Annotated in this window: 16 protein-coding genes; 3 read left to right on the top strand and 13 right to left on the bottom strand. The window is 72.1% G+C overall.

Annotation, left to right across the window (positions count from 1 at the left end; genetic code table 11):
* Positions 1–8 precede the first annotated feature (8 nt).
* From ACWDGI_RS28080 to ACWDGI_RS28050, 7 genes are all read right to left on the bottom strand, one after another.
* On the bottom strand, positions 9–1,613 hold the full coding sequence (locus tag ACWDGI_RS28080; RefSeq protein WP_450763555.1) for a SpoIIE family protein phosphatase: 1,605 nt from the start codon (positions 1,611–1,613) through the stop codon (positions 9–11).
* A complete protein-coding gene (locus ACWDGI_RS28075; RefSeq protein ID WP_450763772.1) occupies positions 1,603–3,012 on the bottom strand; it encodes a sensor histidine kinase in 1,410 nt (469 codons plus the stop codon). Before ACWDGI_RS28075 ends, ACWDGI_RS28080 begins: the two co-directional genes overlap by 11 nt.
* Positions 3,013–3,081: 69 nt before the next feature.
* A complete protein-coding gene (locus ACWDGI_RS28070) occupies positions 3,082–4,119 on the bottom strand; it encodes an ATP-binding SpoIIE family protein phosphatase (RefSeq protein WP_450763770.1) in 1,038 nt (345 codons plus the stop codon).
* A gap of 11 nt (positions 4,120–4,130) precedes the next feature.
* Positions 4,131–4,553 carry an anti-sigma regulatory factor gene (locus ACWDGI_RS28065; RefSeq protein WP_450763553.1) on the bottom strand — a complete coding sequence of 141 codons (423 nt, stop codon included), beginning with the start codon at positions 4,551–4,553 and terminating at the stop codon, positions 4,131–4,133.
* Positions 4,550–4,921, bottom strand: a complete 372-nt coding sequence (locus tag ACWDGI_RS28060; RefSeq protein WP_362719850.1) for an STAS domain-containing protein — start codon at positions 4,919–4,921, stop codon at positions 4,550–4,552. The genes ACWDGI_RS28065 and ACWDGI_RS28060 overlap by 4 nt, the downstream gene beginning before the upstream one ends.
* Positions 4,918–5,769 carry an STAS domain-containing protein gene (locus ACWDGI_RS28055; protein WP_450763551.1) on the bottom strand — a complete coding sequence of 284 codons (852 nt, stop codon included), beginning with the start codon at positions 5,767–5,769 and terminating at the stop codon, positions 4,918–4,920. The genes ACWDGI_RS28060 and ACWDGI_RS28055 overlap by 4 nt, the downstream gene beginning before the upstream one ends.
* Positions 5,770–5,842: 73 nt before the next feature.
* Complete coding sequence (locus ACWDGI_RS28050; RefSeq protein WP_450763549.1) at positions 5,843–6,205, bottom strand: STAS domain-containing protein; 363 nt, start codon at positions 6,203–6,205, stop codon at positions 5,843–5,845.
* Positions 6,206–6,380: 175 nt separating this feature from the next.
* Here ACWDGI_RS28050 and ACWDGI_RS28045 point away from each other — a divergent pair, with 175 nt between their 5' ends.
* Together ACWDGI_RS28045 and ACWDGI_RS28040 are read left to right on the top strand one after the other, a co-directional pair.
* Positions 6,381–6,869: an ATP-binding protein gene (locus ACWDGI_RS28045; protein WP_450763547.1), complete on the top strand. Its 489-nt coding sequence runs from the start codon at positions 6,381–6,383 to the stop codon at positions 6,867–6,869.
* Positions 6,870–7,024: 155 nt separating this feature from the next.
* The gene (locus ACWDGI_RS28040; protein ID WP_450763546.1) at positions 7,025–7,303 is read left to right on the top strand and encodes a GlsB/YeaQ/YmgE family stress response membrane protein; all 279 of its coding nucleotides are present in this window, start codon (positions 7,025–7,027) and stop codon (positions 7,301–7,303) included.
* A gap of 71 nt (positions 7,304–7,374) precedes the next feature.
* Here the strand turns inward: ACWDGI_RS28040 and ACWDGI_RS28035 are convergent, their stop codons facing one another.
* Positions 7,375–8,142, bottom strand: a complete 768-nt coding sequence (locus tag ACWDGI_RS28035; RefSeq protein ID WP_450763544.1) for a polysaccharide deacetylase family protein — start codon at positions 8,140–8,142, stop codon at positions 7,375–7,377.
* Positions 8,139–9,476, bottom strand: coding sequence for a glycosyltransferase (locus tag ACWDGI_RS28030; RefSeq protein WP_450763542.1), 1,338 nt, complete (start codon positions 9,474–9,476; stop codon positions 8,139–8,141). The genes ACWDGI_RS28035 and ACWDGI_RS28030 overlap by 4 nt, the downstream gene beginning before the upstream one ends.
* 618 nt (positions 9,477–10,094) lie before the next feature.
* On the opposite strand from ACWDGI_RS28030, the gene ACWDGI_RS28025 reads away from it, so the two are divergent.
* Positions 10,095–10,745, top strand: coding sequence for a phosphatase PAP2 family protein (locus ACWDGI_RS28025; RefSeq protein ID WP_450763540.1), 651 nt, complete (start codon positions 10,095–10,097; stop codon positions 10,743–10,745).
* A 363-nt stretch (positions 10,746–11,108) separates the two neighbouring features.
* On the opposite strand, the gene ACWDGI_RS28020 is transcribed toward ACWDGI_RS28025, so the two are convergent.
* The 4 genes from ACWDGI_RS28020 to ACWDGI_RS28005 all read right to left on the bottom strand — a co-directional run bounded on the left by ACWDGI_RS28020 (position 11,109) and on the right by ACWDGI_RS28005 (position 15,535).
* Entirely contained in the window at positions 11,109–12,146 is a 1,038-nt protein-coding gene (locus ACWDGI_RS28020) for a M56 family metallopeptidase (RefSeq protein ID WP_450763538.1), read from the bottom strand.
* A 4-nt stretch (positions 12,147–12,150) separates the two neighbouring features.
* The gene (locus ACWDGI_RS28015; protein ID WP_450763537.1) at positions 12,151–12,579 is read right to left on the bottom strand and encodes a BlaI/MecI/CopY family transcriptional regulator; all 429 of its coding nucleotides are present in this window, start codon (positions 12,577–12,579) and stop codon (positions 12,151–12,153) included.
* Positions 12,580–12,787: 208 nt separating this feature from the next.
* On the bottom strand, positions 12,788–13,579 hold the full coding sequence (locus ACWDGI_RS28010; protein ID WP_450763536.1) for a COG4705 family protein: 792 nt from the start codon (positions 13,577–13,579) through the stop codon (positions 12,788–12,790).
* A 204-nt stretch (positions 13,580–13,783) separates the two neighbouring features.
* Entirely contained in the window at positions 13,784–15,535 is a 1,752-nt protein-coding gene (locus ACWDGI_RS28005; protein WP_450763534.1) for a hypothetical protein, read from the bottom strand.
* Between the last annotated feature and the right edge of the window lie 173 nt (positions 15,536–15,708).

The following is a 15,708-nucleotide window of genomic DNA, read 5'->3' as shown; positions in this document are numbered from 1 at the left end:
ACCGCCGCTCACGCGAACAGGGCTGTGATCAAGGCGATGTCGTCGTCCTTGTTCTGCCCGAAACGAGCGAGCAGCTGATCACACATGCTTTCGAGTCCTGCCGGGCCGTCGGCCACGGCGTCGCGGAGTTCGGTGAGGCTGGTGTCGAGGTTGGTGGTGCGTACCTCGATGAGGCCGTCCGTCACCATGAGGAGGCGGGTGCCGGGCGGGGCCGGGAGGACGGCGGGCGGGGGATGGGGAAGCCCCAGGCCCAGCAGCGGACCGTGCGGATGGTGGAAACGCGGTCCTTCCCGCGGGTCGATCACGAGGGGCGGGATATGGCCGGCGTTGGCGATGTGCAGGCGGCGGTCGGGGGTGATGAGGGCGAGGCAGAGCGTGACCGTGACGCCGGGCTGGGACTGGTTCAGGAGCGTTTCGAGGCGCTGCAGGATGTGGTGCGGGGGGTGGCCCTCGATGGCGTAGGCGCGCAGCGCGTGCCGTACCTCGCCCATGACGGTGGCGGCGGTCAGCGAGTGGCCGACGACGTCCCCGATGGCGAGCAGCAGCCCGTTGACCGTCGGTACCGCTTCGTAGAAGTCGCCGCCGATTTCCGCGTGTTCGGAGGCGGGCAGGTAGCGGAAGGCCAGTTCGACGCCGGGCACGGTCGGCATTTCCTTGGGGAGGAAGGAACGCTGCAGGGCGAGGCCCAGGGCGTGTTCCTCGTTGTAGGTGCGCAGGGCTTCGAGCGCGAGCGCGCTGGAGTTCGCCAGTTGCTGGAAGAGCTGTTCGTCGTCGGCGCCGTGCAGGGCGGCGGCGGGCACGGCCAGGCAGACGGGGGGACGGCCGCGCTTGGTACGGGCGACCGCGAGGGCGACCTCCCCGTGGAGATGGTCGGCGGGGAGCAGGGCGCGCCACTGTCCGGCGGGAAGGCGGACGACCGCGACGCCGGTCTCCTCGTTCAGGCAGCGGGCCGCCAGTTGGTCAGGGAGGCCGGGAGGGGCCGGGTGGGTGCGTACGGTGCTCTCCGGGCCGTCGATCATGCTGTGGACGGCCTGCGCGTGGGGTGAGAGGAAGACCGCGCTGGCCGCGCTGGCCAGGACGGCCGCCGCGCCGCCGGTCGCCGCGGAGGCGAAGGAGTGGAAGCCGACCGCGCTGTAGACGTCCAGCGTCGCGCTGTTCAGTGCGATCAGGCGTTGCGCGAGCCGTTCGGCGCGTTGGCGGGCTCGGGCGTAGCGCAGTGTGGCGGTGACGGTGGCGAGGAGTTCACCGGGGTCGATGGGCTGGTCGAGATAGGCGTCCGCGCCTCGCCGCAGGCCCTCCGCGTGGTCGTCCGGGCTCATGGCGGCCGCGGAGATCTGAATGATCGGCAGATGGGCCGTCCGCGGGGAGCCCTTGACGCGTTCGCTGACCTCGAAGCCGCTCATGTCGGGGAGGAGGACGTCGATGATCGCGAGGTCCGGAAGCGCGTCGCCGGGTGTGGAGTCCAGACGGGTGAGGCCCTGCTCGCCGGTGCCGACGGCGACGACGGTGTGTCCCGCGCGTCGCAGCCAGCTGGTGAGGAGGTAGCGGTTCGTCTCGTTGTCGTCGACGACCAGGACGGTTGCGGGCAGCAGGTCCTCGGCTCTACCGGTCACGGCTTGTTCCTCCCGCGTCGGGTTCCTTCGTGTACGCGTGACCGAGATCCGGCAGGCGTATCCGCACCCGGGTGCCGGCTCCGACCTGGCTGGTGAGGGTGAGGGAGCCGCCGAGGAGCTCGGTGAGCGTACGGGCGTACGGCAGACCCAGTCCGGTGCCCGGCCTCCTGCTCTGGTGCGCGCCCCTGACCTGGTAGAACGCCTCGAAGACGCGGTCGAGTTCGTCCGGAGGGATGCCGACTCCGGTATCGGTGACGGTGAACAGGACCGCGGGGGCGGAGGGTTCCGGGTCCGCGGTGATGACCAGGCGCACTTCGCCCTGCTCGGTGAACTTCAGGGCGTTGGACAGGACGTTGCGCAGGATCCGGACCAGGAGCGTCTCGTCGGTCACCAGGGCCGGCGGCCGTTCCAGGCCGGGGGTGAGCAGGGCGACCCCGTCCCGGCCGTGGCTGCTGAGCAGGAGCCTGCTCTGGTGGGTGACGAGCAGGCGCAGGTCGACGGACTCCGGATGGATGTCGAGATGACCGGCCTCGGCCTTCGCAACGTCGAGGAGGTCGTTCACGAGCGACAGGAGCGAGTGGCCGGAGGAGGCGATGAGCCCGACCTGTTCCCGCTGCTCGCCGGTCAGGGCCGGGGAGCCGGGGGCCAGCAGCAGTCTGGAGAGAGCGACCACGGAGTTGACCGGGGTGCGCAGTTCGTGGCTGATGTTCGTCCAGAACCGGGTCTTCGCCTCGCTCGCCTCCTGCAACTGGTGGCGTTTGTCCTCCAGTTCGGAGTGGAGCGCGAGCACGCCGCTGTTGGTGGTCTCGAGCTCCTGGGTCAGCTCCGAGTACAGGGCGAGTACTCCGCGGTTGGTCTCCTCCAGCTCTTCGTTGAGCCGGCGAAGTTCCTCCCGCTGGGCACGGGTCTCCTCCAAGGTGGCGATCAGGTCCCTTGTCTGGGCGCGGAGATAGTCGGCCTCGGTGGTTCGGGGGCCGTCGTGGAGGGCCTCCGCCAGCCGGCTGTGCCGCTCCGCCGGCTTCGGGCCTTCGGTGGGGAGCGGCTGGGTGATGACGACGCGGCCGGCGCCGGTGCCGGCCTCGTGGTCGACCTGCACGAGCTTCGCGACCAGGTCGAGGGTGTCCCGGGCGGGCGGCGGTCCGCCGCTCCAGGAGAAGGTGACGACGAGGGCCGTGGGCCGCTCCGCCGAGTCCAGGCCGAAGGTGACCTCCAGGTCGCGGCACCCGAGCCGGTCCCTTCCCAGTTCGCTCAGGGCGGTCGCCAGCCGCACCTGGTCCTGCCCGTCCAACGCCAGTGCGGAGGCCGCCTGTTGAGCGCTGCGGCGCAGGCCGAAGACGTCCTGGGCGGAGAACAGACGGAAGCGGGTCACCTGGCCGCTCGCGGCGGGCGCGTGACTCACCCGCCGCTCGCCGCCGCGCAGACTCGGCTCATACCCGTTGGGCGCCATGACCACCTCGCCCGTCCTCGGTCACCAGGCCCCCTTGACGACCACCACACTCGCGTCGTCCCGTCGTACACCCGCTTCGCGGAGCAGATGGCCGGCCATGACGAGCGGTGAGTGGTGCAGCAGGCCCGGCAGCGCTTCGTGGTCCCAGCGTTCGGTCAGGCCGTCGGAGTGCATCACCAGGGCGCCGTGGTCCGGGAGGGGTGCCTCGAACGTCCGCAGCCGCCGCATGTGCGCGCCGACGATCCCGGGAGCCGACAGCAGCGCCCGGCGCGGGCCGTCGCCGATGAGGAAACCGCTGATGTTGCCGATGCCGCAGTACAGCGCCCGGCCCGCGCCGGGTTCGATCCGCGCCACGGCCACCGCCCCGCCACGGGTCCCGCGCAGGGCGGGGTGGACGGCGTTGAGGACGCCCTCCGGACTCAGGTCGCGCGCGTCGTGGAAGGCTTTGACCGCCGCCTGGCTGGCGCGGGCCGCGAGGGGCCCGTGGCCGAGACCGTCGCACAGCATGAGCAGGACGACGGGCGGTCCGCTCCCGGCGGCGACGGTGCGGACGGCCCACGCGTCCCCGCACACGCTCTCGCCGCTGATGGGCCTGGTCACACCGGCGGTGGGAGACGCGGGCGGCAGGGCGAGGGCGGCCCTGCCGTCGGCGGTGCGGGGCCAGAACCGCGCGGTCATGACCGTGCCGCGGCCCGGCACGGAGTGCAGGTCGAAGTGGTCCGAGAGCCGGGCAACCGCGCCCAGCCCGATCCCGAGGGTGCCCGCGCTGGACGTTCCGTCGCTCAGGGCGGCGGGGACGTCCGTCATGCCGGGGCCCGCGTCGATGGTGAGGAACTCGACTCCGGCCGCATCGCCGGAGCGCACCACGCGCAGCAGCAACGCCCCGTCCACTGCGTGCCGTTGCAGGTTCGTGGCGGCTTCGGTGACGGCGAGGGCGACCTCGGCGCAGCGGTGGCTGCTGAGCCCCAGGCGCCGGGCGAGGGTGGCCGCCGCGGCCCGGGCGGCCGGGGCCAGCGAGGCGCTGTCCCGGAACCACGCCACGTCCTCGCCGTCCAGCATGGTCGCGCTGCTCACCGCACCCACTTGACTATGGTCACGGCCGTACCCTCGCCTGGCACGGTGCTCAGGTCGAAGTCGTCGACGAGGCGGCGGGCACCGCTGAGGCCGAGGCCAAGGCCGCTGCCGGAGGTCCAGCCGTCCGTCATGGCCTGCTCGACGTCGGCGATACCAGGACCCGAGTCCTCGAAGACGGCGGCCACACCTCGTCTGCCGTGCGCGGTGACCAGGCCGGTCCGGACCGTTCCTCCGCCGCCGTAGGTGAGCGTGTTACGGGCGAGTTCGCTCGCGGCGGTGATCATCTTCGTCTGGTCGACCAGGGAGAGACCGCACTGCTGGGACAGCGTCCGGATGACCTGGCGGACGTGGACGAGGTCACCGCTGCGCGCGATGGGATGGACCTGGAGTTCCCCTTCGGCTGTCCAGAGCGCCGTCATCGCGGGGCCGAACCGGAGGAGCGGCGCAGTTTCGCCAGGCCCTTCTCCAGGTCCAGGGCCGTACTGACGCCACCGAGCGAAAGGCCGAGCTCCACCAGGGTGATGGCCACGGCGGGGCGCATGCCCACGACGACCGTACGGGCGTCGAGCATGCGGGAGATGGCGGCCATCGTCGCCAGCATGCGACCCACGAAGGAGTCGACGATCTCCAGAGCGCTGATGTCGATGACGACACCCCCCGCGGACCTGGCGACGATCTGCTCGGCCAGATCCTCCTGGAGGTTCAGGACCGTCTGGTCCTCCAGGTCGGACTGGACGGACACCAGAAGGATGTCTCCGATCCGCAGGATCGGGATGCGCTCGCTCATCGCTGTGCGCTCTGGTGCGCGACCATGTCCACGCCGGACCGGCGCAGCGCCAGCTTGAGCGCGTCGGCCAGGCTGGCCTTCGTCACGATCCCGTCGAACTCGATGCCGAGCGCCACGATGGTCTGCGCGATCTGCGGGCTGATCCCGGACACGGTGCACTCGGCGCCCATCAGCCGGGCGGCGACGATGGTCTTGAGCAGATGCTGGGCGACCTGGGTGTCCACCGCGGGAACCCCGGTGATGTCGATGATCGCCTGCTCGGAGCCGGTGTCCACGAGGGCCTGCAGCAGCTTCTCCATCACCACCTGGGTGCGCGCCGAGTCCAGGGTGCCGACCAGCGGTACGGCGATGACCCCGTCCCACAGCCGCACCACCGGCGTGGACAGCTCGAGGAGTTGCTCCGCCTGCGCGGTGATGAGCTCCTCCCGCGTCTGCGTGTAGGTCTCGATCGTGAAGAGCCCCAGACCGTCCAGGATGCGACCGAGCCGCAGATAGGCCTGGATCTCCTCGGCGGACCCGTCCGCCAGCAGGGGTTCCAGGACCCGCTTCAGCGTGAAGACACCGATGGCTGTCTCGCTCGGGGAGAATCCCTGCCGGGCCCGGTTCCGTGACAGTTCGGTCAGCAGGGCCCGGACCTCGTACATCTGGTCCGAGTGGACGTCGGCCGCGCCCTCCCGCAACGCCGCCACCAAGGCTTCGTAGAGTTCGCGGAGTTCGCGGTCGACCTCGGCCGCGCTCACGCGGCTGCCCAGCGACGCCGACACCTCGGCGACCCACTCCGCAGCCAGGTCCCGGTCGCCGTCCGAAAGGAGCCTCACCAGGTCAACGGTGTTGTCCGGCTTCGCCATGCGCATGCCCCTTCGGTATTCGTATAAGTGTGCCAACGGATGGCGCGTGCAGCTTACGGCACACGTTCCGACGTCAGCCTTCCAGTGCTTCGCGCACCGTCGGGCGGCAGGGGATGAGGGCGTCGATGCCGACGAGTTCCAGTACCCGCTGGACGGTCGGTTGCGCACCAACCACCCGGAGCCAGCCCTGGGCGTCCGTGGCCGCGCGGTGAGCGGCGATGAGCGCGTTGATGCCGGCCGAGTCCATGAAGGTCAGCCGGGTGAGATCGGCGACGGTCCGCGGGAAGGCGTCGGTGGCGGGCGGGCTCAACGCCTGCCGGGCGAGATCGCGTGTGGTGTGGTCCAGTTCGCCGCGCAGGGCGACGACCCTGACGCCGTCGAGGACGGCTTCGCTGACTGTCAGTTGGCCACGCTGGTCCGGCTGGGCGTCTGTCACCGGGTCCTCGACTGCGTTCGCTGGAGCGGCTGGGCCGCCAACTCCTGTGCGAGGAGTCATCGCTGATACTACGGGGAACAGCGCCCGTAGGACTGGGCACTTGGAGTAAGAAGGAGCAGGAGGCGCAGCGCGCGGGTCAGGTGCCGACGGACGACGGGAACGAAGGTGACGAAGCGTGGAGTCTGCCGGCAGTGAAGGCGAAGGAGAGCCGAGTCCTCGTCCGATAGCCACCGCCGTCCCGTTGGACGGCGACGACGCCTGTATCGGCGAAGCACGCCATCTCGCCGCGGACTTCCTCGGCCGTGCCCGGACGGACCATGGTGTGGCCGTGTCGGCGCGGGCCGTGGACCTCACCCGCCTGGTGGTCAGCGAACTGGTCACCAACGCCCGCAAGTACGCCCCCGGACCGCTGTGGATGGAACTGCGCATCGCGGACGAGGCCGTGGAGGTGACCGTACGGGACAGTGCGCGCGCACGGCCCGCCGCCCGGCGGGGAGATCCCGGAAGGGTCGGTCAGCACGGGCTGGAGATCGTCATGGCCGTCGTCCAGGCGTTCCACGTCCGCCAGGAACCCTCCGGCAAGAGTGTCACCGCCCGGATCGCTCTGGCCGACGGCCCGGTCGGCGGTACGCGTCGGGCCGACTCACCGTCAGGTCCCCTCTGAGCGCCGCGGGCTCGTTCCCGGACCTCATGACGCCGTCCACTGCCCCTCGGATCGGGCACCGGTGCGGCCGTGACCCGGATGAGACGTTTGTTCGGGCGCGATCGGTGCACACGATGAGCTGACACAGCCTTTATCCGAGGAAGCGGAGACGCACCATGGGCATCATCGCGTGGATCATCATCGGCCTGCTCGCCGGCGCCATCGCCAAGGCCCTGATGCCGGGCAAGGACCCTGGCGGCATCATCGTCACCATGCTCATCGGCATCGTCGGCGGTCTGCTGGGCGGCTGGCTCGGCAAGGTGATCTTCGGCGTCGACTCCATCGACGGGTTCTTCGACCTGTCCACCTGGATCGCCGCGATCGTCGGCTCCCTGATCCTGCTCATCCTCTACCGCCTCGTCACCGGAAACCGGCGCTCGCACCGGCACGCGTGACCCGCTGAAGCCGGCCGCTCGCACCACCCGAACGGCTCCCTCCCTGGTTCCCGGGACGGGAGCCGTCGGCGTCAGGACCCGGAGGTCCGGCGGACGCGAACGGGCGGGACACCATGTTCGTGCAGGGGACCGACCTGCCAGCCACGCGCCTGGCAGGTGTCGAGGATGCGGGGCAGCGCTCCGAGGGTGGTGCGCCAGGAGCCGGTGGCGGAGGTGCAGTCGGAGTCGTGCAGCAGGATGGTGCCACCGCCGCGCAGGTCGCGCAGGACGGTGTCCTGGACGGACCGCGGGCTGGCCCGCCTGCGCCAGTCCTCGCCCCAGCAGGTCCACAGGACCGGGGTCAGACCGAGGCGGCGGCAGGCCAGATGGGCGGCCGTGGTCATCACTCCGTACGGCGGCCGGAAGAGCGTCGGTGGCCTTCCGGTGACGTCGCCCACGGCATCGCGGGCCCTGGCGAGGTCGTCGTAGGTGGTACGGGGACCGCGGATCAGCAGGGGGCGGTGGTGCCAGCCGTGCACGGCGATCTCGTGCCCGGCGGCGGCCATTTCCTTCGCCAACCCGGGTGAGCGGACCAGCATCGAGCCGAGCAGGAAGAAGGTGGCCCGCACCCCGCGCGCGTCGAGGAGACCGAGAAAGTGCGGGGTGGAGAGGTGGTCGGGGCCGTCGTCGAAGGTGAGGGCCACGTGGTCGGGCCGGCCCTGACCGGCCAGGCGGGGCATGGCCGCGTTCCGCAGCGGGCCGAGCGTGGAGATCCCGGGCGCGGCGTTCAGGGCGGCGAGCGCGGGCAGTGCCACGGCCGAGGCGAGCGCGGTGGCACGGGCCAGCCGGACCGGCGTCATCGTCCGTCTCCGTCCAGGTAGTGGGCGACGGCGTTGAAGCGGGCGGGCGTTTCGTTGTAGGCGTAGGCGAGTGGGGCGGCCACGCCCAGGGAGGCCGTGGCCGTCACGGTGACGGCTGTCAGGGCGATCCGTCGTCTCGCGGGGAATCGCTGCGGTGAGGTCGGGGTGCCCGGCGTGGACCGCGGCCCGGTTCTGGCGGTGATGGCGGATATCGGCCCGAGGGCTGAGCGGTGCAGGGCGAGTCCTGCCGCGCGCTGGTCCTCGCCGCGCGGTCCGTGCAGGAGTTCGGCCAGCAGCGGGCCGAGGGCCGCCGGATCGCGGATCCAGGCCGCCAGGCCCGCCTCGTCGAGGGCGGCGGCGTTGGTGTGGCCGTGCCCGGGGATGCAGCGGTAGCTGACCACCGGCAGCCCGGCGGCGAACGCCTCCAGCGACGTCAGTCCGCCGGCGTTCTGGACCAGGACGTCGCAGGCGTGCATCAGGCCCGGCATGTCGTCCACCCAGCCGAAGGCGTGCTGGATACCGTCCCGGCGCAACTGGTCCGCGAGGGCCTGATTGCGCCCGCACACCACCACGGGTACCGCGACTCCGGTCTCCTGTATCTCGGCGGCGGCCCGTCGCACCGGGCCCACGCCCCACGATCCGGCGACGAGCAGGGCAAGGGGCCCGTGCTCGGGCAGGGCGAACCGGTCGCGGGCGGCGGCCCGTTGTCCGGCGGTGGCGGGGGTGAAGCGCCGATCGGTGACGGGGCCGGCGACGGTGACGGCGGCCGCGCCCCGCGCATGGGCCTGGGCCGCCGGTACGGGGTGCACGGCGAGATGGGCGTCGATGCCGGAGGCCACCCACAGGGCGTGGACGGAGAAGTCGGTCAGGTAGGTGAAGGCCGGAACGGTCAGCAGGCCGCGCCGGCGGAGCGCGCCGAGGACCTGGCTGGCTCCCGGGTAGGTGGAGACGACCGCGCGGGTATCCGGCGCGAGCGCCCGCAGTGTGCGCCGCTCGGCGGCACGGAACAGTGCCCGCCACACCACACCGGGGCGTGCGGCCCGGTCGGTGGCCGCGTACAGGCGCTGATAGCCCTCCGGCATCAAGGTCAGCATCCGGTGATAGGTACCGCACAGCAGGCGGCCGGCCTGAGCGGGCAGCAGGTCGAGGAAGTCGTGCCGGTCCACCCGGAATCCGTGCTCGGTGAGCCTCTGGGCCAGCCCCGCGGCCGCGCCGTCGTGTCCCGCGCCGACACCGGCGGAGATGATCGCGATCCGCCCGGTGCCCGGGTTCTGCGGCGGTGCGGCGGACGGCGAAGGCACCGGCTCCGGCACCAGGTCGTCGCGGTAGGGCACGGTCGATCAGCCTCCTGACGGGATACGGGGCGCGGCCGGGCATGCTCCGGCCCGGACGGCACCGCGGGCAGGCCGAGGCCGCGCCTCCGCGCGGACCAGGGCCACGACTCGATCGCGGTGGCACCGGACACCGAAACTACTACATGATGTAGAACTTAGGGAACGGTCGCCGGGCGCGAGACCTTCGAGCGCCCGGGTTCGACACCCTCGGGCGAGCGCAAGTGAACCTACTACAAGGCGTAGAGGTTCATGCTCGAGCGGCTCCGCACCCGTCGCACCGGCGGAACGACGGCCGTACCCGGCCGCGGCACCCACGCGGTGGAGGCTCGACCCCGCTCCGCACCGGGCCCCGGACGCCCGAGGCGCCGCCGACCGGCGGAGTCCCGCCGACACGCAGACGCTTCCGCCGCCCGACGGACCGGCGCGCACGGCACGCCTCGACCGGCCGCCCGTCTACAAGATGTAGTAGATTTACCAGGCAGCCATCTTCGCATCAGCGCAATGTCATCAAGGCGCCATCGCGCAGGCGGGAGCCGTTCGGCTGCGCGGCCCCGAGCCACGTCCTCTCGTGCTCGTCCCGTCCTCTGTCGGCGTACTCACACGGAGGGACGTCCCGTTATGGCCGCGGCCGCCACCGCGCAGCTGGCATTCGACGGATCCGGCATCGACGGATCGCTGTTCACCTCGGTCACCGACCTCGCCCGCGCCACGACGTGGCTCAACACGCCGATGGAAGTGTGGACCAACTTCGGCCTGGGCGTCTTCGCGGTCCTCATGATCGCGGGCTGGTGGACCGCCCGGCGCCGCGGCGCACAGGCGATGACCCTCGCGCTCGCCGCGCCGGTGGCCGTCGTGATCGCCTTCGCCGCCGCCGAGATCGTCAAGAGGATCGTGGCCGAGGTGCGGCCCTGCCGGTCGATGCCGCACGCCTATCTCGTCGACACCTGTCCCGCGCCCTCGGACTACGCCTTCCCCAGCGGGCACAGCACGGTGGCCGCCGCCTCGGTCGCCGCGCTGTTCCTGCTGAACCGCCGGCTGAGCGCGATCGCCGCCGTGTTCGCCGTGGTGGAGGGCTTCAGCCGGGTCTACGTCGGTGCCCACTACCCCCACGACGTCCTCGGTTCCGCGGTCCTGGCACTGCCCGTCGCCTACCTCGTCAGCCTGGCGTCGCGGCGCTGGGCCACCCCGCTGATCGACTCCCTGAGCCATGGGGCGCTACGCCCGTTCCTGACGGCCGCACCGGCCGCCGCCACGCAGTCCGCCCTGTGACCTCGACGGGCGGCCCGTGCCGGCCACGCCGGTGACATCGGCGCTGCCGGCCCGTGGCGGGCGGGTACGGCCCGGACTTCCGTGACCGCCGCGTGCAGCGGCGGCCCGGTGCGCCGGCGACGCGGCGGGGCCGGCAGGACACGAGGGACCAGTGGCAACCGGTCGCGGTCGGCGTCGGCCAGGTGATCCGCCGGGCGGTGATCTCCGGCAGCGCGCACGGACCGGGCGGCGCGTCGACGGCCCGGGCCAGTCAGGCGGCTGCGCGGGGCAGGTTCACCCCGCTGCTCCCGGTCGCCCCCCGATGACCGGGAGGTCATTACTCCGTCGGGCGGGTGAGGGCACGTCCCGAACCGGTCGGAAACGTCATTCCCCGTGCTCCGTACGGTCGGGGCCGTCACAACGGGCGTCCGGCCGATGCCCGTGGTCCGAAGGCGCCCTGGCGACGTCACCGCCGGGATTCGCACCTGCCGTAGCGACGCTCCCGCCGGCTTTCCCGCACAGTGCCCACTGTGCGCCGTCGAGCATGCGGTCGCTGTCGGACGCGGCGTTGGCGAGGCTCGCGCAGCAGACGGCCAGGAGCACTCCGCCGGCCAGCAGGGGAAGGCTGCGGCGAGCGGGCGGCGGGTCCAGCAGAGCCCGCACCCGCTGCGGCACCACCCCGCCGGTCACGGCCAGCGCCGCGGGACGGGACGCACCGGCGGAAGCCAGGGCGGCCCGCCCGACAGCGTGCGCGACGACCCTGCGGTCACCGACACACTCGGCGGCCTCCTCGTCGGCCCAGCGCTCCAGGACGAACTCACCCGCGACGGTCACCGGCCGCAGCAGCGGATTCAGCGCGGCCGTGAGCCGCCACAGGCTCTGGAAGACATGATGGCGCCCCCGCAGATGTGCCCGTTCGTGCGCGAGCAGTGCCTCACGCTCCTCGTCGCCGAGGCAGCACAGCATGCCCCGTGAGACCACGATCCGCCCCGGCGCCCCGGGCAGCGCGAAGGCCAGCGGGACGTCGTCGTCGACCACCGCCAGTTCCGTCCGCCCCGGCAGCTGGGCGCACTCCCGCCGCGCCCGGACCAGGTGACGCACCTGTCGTACGGCGGCCACGACCAGCGAGACCACGCAGGTGACCAGCACCAGGGCGCTGCCGGCCGCGACGACCAGGTACACCGGGTCCTCGGCGCGCAGCGCCGCCACCGACCAACGGCCCTCCTCGGCGATCTCCGGGACCTGCGCCACGCCGGAGAAGGCCAGCAGAGCGAGCGATCCCGCCCAGCCGACCGCCGTCACCAGCGCGGCGCAGGCCAGGGCCCAGGCCGCCCGGCGCGGCGGAAGCAGACGCGCCACGGGGGCGGCGAGGACCGCGAGAGCGGCGGTGACGAGGAACGGGATGTAGACGCTGATCAGCACCGGTTCACCGCTTCCCGCGGGGGCGCTTGCTCTCGGCGGGTGCGGTGCCGTTCCCGGACAGGATCTGGTGCAGCAGGTGCTCGTCCTGCTCGGACAATTCCGAGACGAAGCGCGCCAGCACCGCCTCACGGTCGGAACCGCCCGCCAGCAGGGAGTGCATGCGCTGGGCGGTGTGGGACGCCTCGTCGCGGGCCGGTTCGTAGGCGTAGCCGCGGCCCTCGCGGTGGCGCACGAGCATGCCCTTTTCGTACAGCCGGGACAGGATGGTCAGGACGGTCGTGTAGGCGAGATCGCCAGGCAGCCGTTCGCGGACCTCCCGCGCGGTCTGCGGACCCGCGGCGGCCCAGAGCGCGGCGAGCACATTGCTCTCCAATTCGCCTCGCGCCCGCCTGCCGGATCCTTCGCGGGCTTCCTCGTCGTCTCGATCCGCCACCGTTCGCCTTCCCTCACCGTCGTGCGCACAGCGTACCCGGACACCCCTACGAGTTGTAGGAGGTGCATTCCGGGCAGCGAGGTCACACCTCACGACGCCACGCCGCGCCGAGCGGCCGTCGACGGCGGCGGTCCGGGAGACGTGAAGGGACGTCCGCCGGAGCCGCTGCCGCTCCTTGGCGCGGCCGTCACCCGGGCGTCGGCGCATCTCAGGCCGCCGTCGCGCCGGAGGTGTCCCGGCGGGAGACGGCGAGGTAGCCGACGAAGCAGACGATGGCGGCGGTCCAGGCCAGGGTGACCGGTGCCAGCCCGAGCCCCAGGCCGCCCCGCGTGTGGCCGAGCGCCATCCAGTCGGCGAGGGAGGCGCCGAGGGGGCGGGTGATGACGTACGCCGTCCAGAACGCGGGGACGGCGTTCAGGGCGCCGAAGCGGTGGGCCAGCCCGGGCAGGCAGATCGCCACGGCGAAGAGGACGACCGAGCCGAGATAGCCGAAGCCGATGGTCGCGGTGAGATCGCCGGCGGCCGTGCCGAGGGCGAAGGTGGCCAGGACGGTTGCCCAGTAGAAGAACTCGCGGCTTCGGGTGTCGATGCTGTGGATGGACAGGGTGCGCTCGACGGCGTACCAGACGACGAAGACCGCGGCCAGCGTGATGAGGAAGAGCGGTGTCGACACGGTGTAGGGCACACCGAGACCGACGTGCAGCACGTCGGCGGCCATCGTGCCGAACACGCTGACCATGACGACCGCCGTCCAGTACACCCAGGCGATGTACCGGCGGACCGCGAACTGCACGGTCAGGGAGGCCGCCAGGGCGAGACCACCGAGCCCGACCGCCGGCACCGGTCCCAGCACCCGGGCCAGCAGGTCGGACGCGGTCTCGCCCATCCCGGTGGTGAGCACCTTGATGATCCAGAAGTAGACGGTCACTTCCGGCACCTTGTTCGCCATGGTGCGCAGGGGGGTGAGGCGGCGGTCGTCGAGGAGACGCTCTGTGGTCATGGCCCGCACGATGGCACGATCAACTCCCGGTGCCACAGATGCCTTTGCCATTGTTTTGAGGCTTCTGGTGCATGAGTTTCACAACGCCCCCGCCAACCTGAAAGCAACCTGAACGCCTCGGTAAAGCCCCTGGTCAGGATGGCCTGAGCGATGATAAGGGGGCGCTTTCACCTGCTCGGTGAGGACGTTTCGCCGTCCGCCCGCTCACCGGGCCGAGGGCGCGTCCGCCGGCACTCGGGCTGTCGTGATCGTCATGGGGGTGCCGGTGACCGCGACGAGATAGGTCCGCGGCCGCACCGCGCGGAAGCCGCCCGGAGGTCTGACGACGTAGTCGGCGAAGGAGTGCGGGGCCAGGGCGCCGGGACCGGCGGCGACGGTCCACCAGTTGGAGGCGCCCTGGCCGGTGCGGCTGGCGAAGTGCGGGACGAGCCGCGTCCCCGTGGTGTTGACGGCGCGCACCTTGATGGCGGTGATCCCGACGCGTGCGTGGTGGGTCGCGAAGCGCACCGCGAGGGTCATGCGCAGCGGCGGTGAACTGGCGGCGGCGACCACGACGCACAGCAGGGCGGGCGTGAGGAGCGCCGTGGCCAGAGCGGTCCTGGCCCGGCGGCCGGCGAAGCGGGGCAGACGCGGCTGCCAGGCGGCGGCGAATTCACCGGCCGGGACCGTGGCGGCGGCCGCCAGCCACAGAGGGGTCATCATCAGGAAGTAGCCGTCCTGGGAGCGGGTGGCCAGGTAGAACGCGGTCCACGGCAGGACGGTCAGGGCGGGGCCGAGTCGCCGCACGAACAGCACGGTGGCGGCCAGGAGTCCCAGCAGGAGGAGCGTGCTGCCGTAGGAGTAGAAGTCGAGGCGGCTGCTGCCGGCGGTGAAGTAGTAGGAGATGCCCATGACGCCCTGGCCGTGCAGGATCGCCTTCTGGTCCAGGGGCAGCAGGATGCCGTGCAGCCAGCCGGAGAAGTCCTCGACGGCGAAGTAGGCGTTGACGGCCGACCAGGTGAGCGCGGCGGTGGCCGCGTAGCGGACGGTGACCGCAAGAGCCCGCCGTCCGCCGAGTTCGCCGCGCCGGACGGCGTACAGGCCGATCAGGAGAAACGGGGCGAGGAACCAGGCCAGCTGCTGCGCGGCGCAGGCGGCACCCAGACACGCCGCCCGTAGGGTGCCCCGGGAACCGAGACGGCCGCCGGCACCGGTGTCCGGCCAGCGGACCACCGCGGGGACGAGCAGCGCGAGGGCCGTGATGGCCGGGTAGCCGGCGTAGGCGTAGTGGGGCAGGAGACCGAAGCCGAGGCAGACGGCCGTGGCCGCGGACCGCCACAGGGCCGGGAGCAGGACCCACAGCAGGACCGAGGCGGCGAGGAGCGCCGCGGTGGTGACCAGGGTGGCGGCGGCTGTCGAGTGGACGACGGCGTGCACCGGGGCGGCGAGCAGGGCGGTCAGTGGCGGGTAGCCGTAGGTGTAGTCGGCACCGCCCGACATGGTCTTGGTGATCCCGACGGCCGGGGTGTCGAAGAGCCAGGCCCAGGGCTGGCCGTAGACAGGATGGCCGCGCAGGATCTCGCTCGCGGCCTGGGCGGTCAGGACGCCCTCGTCGGTGCCCGCGTGGTCGAGCAGGTATCCGCAGGCCATCAGGGCGACGGCGGTCACCAGGACGGCAGCGTCCACACGGATCAGTGAGCGCCGGTCGCGCACCAGGAGGCTGAGGACGGCGCAGACGAGGATCGAGGCGTAGCAGACGGAGATGACCGCGCCGACGGCCGGGGCGGACTTCATCGCGGTGGTCCAGGCGGCACGCGTCCCGATGAACAGGCTGATCGTCGCCAGGAGTGTCATCCCGCGGTGAATCTGCTGCGGCCCGGCACCGGCTCCGCCGGCCGCCGGGGGCGGCGCCGCCAGGTCGGTCACCCTCCGCCACACCGTCCCGGTACCGCTTCCGGCACCGTAGGCGTCGGCCATGACGCCCACCTCCTTCACCTCGTCCGACCGCCCGGGCGTGTGCGGCGCTCCGGGCGATCAACCAAGCAGCTACTACATCATGTAGAGGTAGGCGTACGGTGAGAACGCGGCAGGAATCAGGCTTCGGCTTCCGGCCGTCGGCGACACCCTGCTGACCGGCGGCGCACGCCCGG

It is taken from the genome of Streptomyces sp. NPDC001220, from assembly GCF_053597895.1.
This window is presented reverse-complemented; position numbering and strand designations above follow the sequence as displayed.